Source organism: Frankia tisae (genome assembly GCF_025403405.1).
In the GTDB taxonomy this organism is placed as follows: domain Bacteria; phylum Actinomycetota; class Actinomycetes; order Frankiales; family Frankiaceae; genus Frankia; species Frankia tisai.
Window position 1 is genome coordinate 1 of sequence record NZ_JANEZT010000398.1, and the last position, 5,776, is coordinate 5,776.

The window sequence follows — 5,776 nt, forward strand, 5'->3', positions numbered from 1 at the left end:
GCGGGTTGGCGTGGGACGGCGGGGCGGGAGTTGCTCGGGCCCTCGGGTCGTAGGCGGACAGGGCCCGGGTCAGCAGCTCGGAGCCGAGCAGGTCGACCGGGGGTGGGTTCAGATCCGCGATGCCCAGGCCGGCGAGCAGGTAGTCCCGGTCGACCGGGGTCTCGGCGAGCCGCTCGCCGAGCGCCGTGCGGGTTCGGGTGTCGTCGAAGACATGGCGGTGGCGCAGGTACATGAGGAACCCGGGCACCATGCCGATGATCCGTTCCAACGGCGTCGGATCGGCCGGTGGATGCTCGACGAGCTCCACGCGGACTGGCAGGAAGCTTTCCAGCAACTCGATGGGCAGCGACACGGGTAGGTCGCTGCTGCCGACGATGTGGTAGGTGGTCGTTTCGCCGGCCGGTGGGCGCTCGGCGAGGCGCACCATGTCGTGGACGGCGTCCTCGACGGCCATCATGTTCCAGCGTGCCCGTGGGTCACCGACGACCCGCACGGTCTGCACGGTCGGCTCCTCGGTGTCGACGAGGTTGCCCTCGACGGCCATCGAGGCGACCGTGAGCATGAAGCGGGCGGCCGCCTCCAGGGTGTCCGACGGCAGGTCGGGGTGCGGTGGCCGGTGGCTGACCAGGACGCTCGGCCGGAACACCACGACCGGCCGGCCGCTGGCGGCCGACCACTGCCGGACCGCCACCTCCGCGTCGTACTTGGATTGCTCGTACGGGCTGGCGAACCCCTCCGAGGCGTCGAGCCGGTCCTCGTAGACGACCGGGTCCTGGCTCAGGCCGGCCACGAATGCCGTGCTCACATGGTAGAAACGCGGCCGCCGCCCGCCCGCCGCCGCCAACGCCAGCATGTTCCGGGTGCCGTCGACGTTGACATGATGCAGCTCGGTGAGATCGCCGGCGAGCTTCGTCAGGGCGGCGCTGTGCCAGATGGCGTCGACCCCGTCCGCCACCCGCCTGAACTCGGCCTGGGAAAGGCCGAGGAACGGTGCGGACACATCCACGTCGACCACCGCGATCCGCCGCGAGAGCTCATCGACCAGCCGCGGGCTGGCCCCGGTGACCTGCAGGAACCTGGCCAGCCGGCCAGCGGCGTCCCCGGACCCGGCATGGGCCAGAACCGTCAGCGACGCATTCCGCTCGAGTAGTTCCCGCACCAGCTGCATACCCAGAAATCCGGTTGCCCCAGTGATTGCGATCTCCACGAGAATCCACGCTTCCTGGTCGATGGCCTCCGTCGGGCTTTCGCCGGAAGCACGCGGCCGGGCCGGGACACCTCACATGATCCGGACACGTCGGACCGCTGACGAAATAAGATCGATATACGGAAGCGGGCATCGCATTCGGTGACGGTGCGCCAATGTCATGGACGCTCACCGCGACCGCCGAGGGGCATGCCGGTGCGATCCACCCCATCCGGGGTGGCCAGGCCCTGCGTTACGGGATACCCACCCTGGGTCGCGGTAACAGTGCGTCCTTTTCGGAACCGCCCCGGGACACCCGGATCGGGTGACTTCGCCGGCCGGCGGCCGGGGCGGGCGATCGGAGCCGCGGCAGACCGAGAGGCGCCGCGCGCCGACCGGCGGCTTGCGCCGGTCGGCGCGGAACGGTGCGTCAGACGGCGGAGAGCGAGACTTCCGTAGATTTGATCAAGGCGGTGACCGGGGTACCGGGCTCGAGCTTGAGCTCCTCGGCCGCCGCGCGGGTGATCGCCGCGGTGAGCTCTATCTGCTCTCCGACCCTGATCCGGGCAACCGACATCGCACCGCCGGAATCGAGGCCGACGAGGGTGCCCTGCAGCTTGTTTCGGATACTCAGTCCGAACACCTCGGTAGTCGCGACCGCGATGTCGGTCGACTTGACGAGCGCCTCCACGGCGGTACCGACGGCGATACCGAGATCCTTGATCGCATCCATCGTGACCGTGGCCGTGAGCGTCTGGCCGCCAGGAATGTTCATGGTGACGGTTCCCATGACCGAGCCATCGACTATTTCGGTAATAATTCCGGTGAAGCGATTACGAATACTAAGGATCATGAATCGACCTTATCCAGCGCATGTATCGGACGAGTTGCATGACGGCAGTGTTACCCGGGTCACACGATCGTCTTCCGGGCGTTCGGGCAGCGTTGCGACCGACGAATACCCCCGATCGCCCGGGTCACACTGGGGCCAATTGGACTGTCCGATCCGGCCAACCGGACCGCGACCACGGACCCTTGTTCCCATATCAGTCCGCATCTGCGTTTAAATTGCTAGAATCTGACCGTAGATGCGGCTGAATGCCGGCCGCGGAGTGGTCGCAACCCGCGGCCACCTGCCCCGACAAGGAAGAGACGGCGGATGTCCGCGCAGCTCAGCGCCCCTACAGGCCGGGACGCACCGCCTCGCCGCGCGTCCCGCTCCGGCCAGTGGCCGCCCGGCGCCAACCACCTTCGAGCTAGTCGGCGACGGCGCGTATCGAGCCGTCAACAACAACGACAACCAGCCGCTCGTCCCCGCAAAGAGCCGGAAACCTGCCGGCCAAGAGCCTACCGGCACTTCCGTCCCGGCCTTTGCCCGCAGACCGACGCGAATTCCGAGCAGAGTAGGTATCTGACGTGTCCTGGAGCGGCTCCGCACACTCCCACGAAGAGACGACCGAGTGGCTCTCGCGAGTCGAGAAGATCACTCCCGTCCTGGTCCGGCATCGCGAGCAGGCCGAACGGGAAAGGGTAACGCCGCCCGCCGTCATCGCCGCGCTACGGGACCAGAACATTCACCGCATGTGGGTATCCCCGTCCTTCGGCGGTGGCGGCGTCAGCGTCCGGACCGGCTCCGCCGTCCTGCAGGCCCTCGCCCGTGTCGACGCCTCGGTCGCCTGGCAGATGGGCGTACAGGGGGTGATCTCCCGGATGTCGGACTACCTGCCGGAACAGGTCGCCTGCCAGCTGTTCCAGGACAGCGACGGGCTCGTGGTCGGGGGGATCAACCCATCCGGTCAGGCAGCGCCGGTGCCCGGTGGCTACCGGCTGCGGGGCCGCTGGTCGTTCGCCAGCGGCTCCACCCACGCCGACTGGCTCGTCTGCGCCTCCCTGGTCACGGAGGGGAGCCCCACCGCCGAGGAGGACCTCGCCGCGTCCGACTGGGTGGGAAGCGACCCCGCGGCGGACGATCCTCCAGCCAGCGCGCCCCCAGCCGGTGATCCCCCGGGGGGCGACCCGGTGCAGGCGGCGACCGCGCCGACCCGGATGCTGTTCGTCCCCGCCGACAGGGTGCGCTTCGACGACGACTGGTTCACCACGGGCCTGCGCGGGTCGGGAAGCGTCAGTTTCACCGTCGACGGCCTGTTCGTGCCCGAGGAGTTCACCGTCGACGGCGGGCTGCTGCGTCGCCCACCGGTCGCCCGGCCCTCCCGCGGCTACCCCATCGCCTATTACGACTTCGGGCCGTTCACCACCGCGTCGACGGCCCTCGGAATCGCCCAGGACGCGCTGAGCGCCTTCCCGGGCATAGCGGTGGGCACGGTGCCGGCCCGCGGGACGCAGACCCTGGGCTCCAGCCACACCGTCCAGGCCGGCCTTGCCCGCGCCGCCGCGCTGGTCCGCTCGGCCGAGCTGCTGTTGGAGGACGCCGCCAACCACGCCAGCCTGCGCTGCCTGATCGGCGGCGAGGAGCTGTCCGCGCTGATCAGGCTGGCCGCCGCCACCGTCGGCGAGAACACGGTCAAGGCCGTGGACAGCCTGCACAGCATGGCCGGCACCCGCGCGCTGCGCTCGGGCGGACGGCTCGACCGCTGCCTGCGCGACGTTCACAGCGCGGCCGCGCACATCACCCTGTCGCCGGCGAACTTCGAGATGGTCGGCGCCTACCTGCTGGGCGGCTCGCTGCTGATGCGCCGATGATCAAGAGCCCGCCGGCTCGGCCGGGCCTCACGCCGCGAGGGCGCCGGGAGCTCCCGAGCCGGCCCACCGACACCGGTGGTCGCGGCCGTGGACGGCGCGCCGCGCCCAGGCGGCGCCGGCCGTAGCGACGCCCGCCAGCCAGAGCCGGGCCCGCGTCCCGCTCACATCTGTCTCGCATCCCGGCGGCCCACCCTGGCGAGGGTCAGGCCGTCCGAGGAGGAGCGAATTGATCACGTCAGCTGAACACCCGGGTCCGCGGATGGCACCACGCCCGGCGGCGGTGGTGCCCGGACCGGCCGGCAGCGCGGTGGCTGCCCTGCGCCGGCTGCGGGCCGACCCCCTCACCCGGTTCCTCGACCTGCGCCGCGAGTACGGCCCGGTGGTGCACCTCGCCACCTGGCCCGTGTCGGCCTACCTGGTCAGCGACCCGGAGGCGATCGCCGACGCGCTGGTCGGCGGCCACCATTCCTACGGCAAGGGGGCGGCGCGGCGCGGCCGCGGCGGGCGCGTGAAGGTCGTCCAGCCGCTGTCGCTCCTGCTCGGCCGGGGGCTGCTGACCAGCTCCGGACCGGCGCACCGCACGAACCGGCGGCTCATGCAGCCGCTGTTCCACCGTCGACGGATCGCCGGCTACGGCGCCGCGTTCAGCGCGATCGCGGACTCCACCGCCCGATCCTGGCACGACGGCCAGCGCCTCGACGTCCACACCGAGATGACCGAGATGACGTTGGAGATCGTCGCACGGACCCTGTTCGACGTTGCGCTCGACGACACCCTGATCGAGGTCGTCCGCACCGCGCTGAACGAGAACATGCCGGTCGCCGGCCGCCTCGCGCTGCCGGGCTTCGGCGCCGCCGAGCGGTTGCCGCTGCCCGCCGCTCGCCGCCGGCGGGCTTCCCGCGACGCCCTGGATCGCATGGTCTACGGCCTGATCGCCCGGCGGCGGGCGGCCGGCGCCACCGGCGACGACCTGCTCTGCCTGCTGCTGTCCACCCAGGATGCCGAAACCGGCGTGCGGATGGACGACACCCAGGTCCGCGACGAGGCGCTGACGCTGCTGCTCGCCGGCCACGAGACCACGGCGAACGCGCTGTCATGGACGTTCCATCTCCTCGGCGCCAACCCGCAGGCCGAACGGGAGCTGCACGCCGAGCTCGACACGGTGCTGGGCGAGCGACCCCCGACGATCGACGATCTTCCCCGGCTGACGTACACCCAGGCCGTGCTGAACGAATCCCTGCGGCTCTACCCCCCCGTCTGGGCGATGGGGCGCCACCTCGCCGAGGACCGCGAAGTCGGCGGGCATCTGCTGCCGGCCGGCTCCACGCTGCTGTTCAGCCAGTGGGTGGTGCATCGCGACGAGCGCTGGTGGCCGGATCCGGACCGGTTCGATCCCACCCGCTGGCTGCGCTCCGGCACGGATGCGGCCGACGCCGGCACCAGCGCCGGCACCAGCGCCGGCACCAGCGCCGAGGCGGTGCCCGACCGCCCGCGGTTCGCCTACTTCCCCTTCGGGGGCGGTCCCCGCCAGTGCATCGGCAACACGTTCGCGCTCGCCGAGGGCGCGCTGGCGCTCGCCGCGATCGCCCGGCGCTGGTCGTTGCGCCCTGTGCCCGGCATCGACGTCGTTCCGCAGCCGCTGGTCACGCTGCGCCCGCGGGACGGACTACCGATGACCGCGCACATCCGGCGGCTGAGCTGATCGGGCCGGCGCGGCCATCGCCCGCCCACAAGTCCTGCGGAAATCACTCCGAACGACTGGGAAGCTACCTGTACGATGGGATGAATGCCAAAAATTCACGCACGGGTGCTGCAGACAGCCCCGCCGTGCGGAACGGCAGCGCTCCCCCTGGCTCACCTGGCATCTTCTGACGCCGTGCCTCCGATGAC

Annotated in this window: 4 protein-coding genes; 2 read left to right on the plus strand and 2 right to left on the minus strand. The window is 70.9% G+C overall.

What is annotated here, in order from left to right:
• The coding region (locus NBZ85_RS26520; RefSeq protein ID WP_261562815.1) for an SDR family oxidoreductase at positions 1–1,207 on the minus strand (1,207 nt) is incomplete at its 3' end.
• 409 nt (positions 1,208–1,616) lie between these two features.
• Entirely contained in the window at positions 1,617–2,039 is a 423-nt protein-coding gene (locus tag NBZ85_RS26525; protein WP_261555270.1) for a TOBE domain-containing protein, read from the minus strand.
• 563 nt (positions 2,040–2,602) lie between these two features.
• Here NBZ85_RS26525 and NBZ85_RS26530 point away from each other — a divergent pair.
• Positions 2,603–3,886: an acyl-CoA dehydrogenase family protein gene (locus NBZ85_RS26530; RefSeq protein WP_261555268.1), complete on the plus strand. Its 1,284-nt coding sequence runs from the start codon at positions 2,603–2,605 to the stop codon at positions 3,884–3,886.
• 259 nt (positions 3,887–4,145) lie between these two features.
• A complete protein-coding gene (locus tag NBZ85_RS26535; RefSeq protein WP_261555266.1) occupies positions 4,146–5,588 on the plus strand; it encodes a cytochrome P450 in 1,443 nt (480 codons plus the stop codon).
• The last annotated feature ends 188 nt before the right edge of the window (positions 5,589–5,776 follow it).

What these genes read in the sequence shown, in the direction of transcription:
- NBZ85_RS26525 (WP_261555270.1), bottom strand. Translation starts at nt 2,039, where the DNA reads ATGATCCTTAGTATTCGTAATCGCTTCACCGGAATTATTACCGAAATA.
- NBZ85_RS26535 (WP_261555266.1), top strand. Translation starts at nt 4,146, where the DNA reads ATGGCACCACGCCCGGCGGCGGTGGTGCCCGGACCGGCCGGCAGCGCG.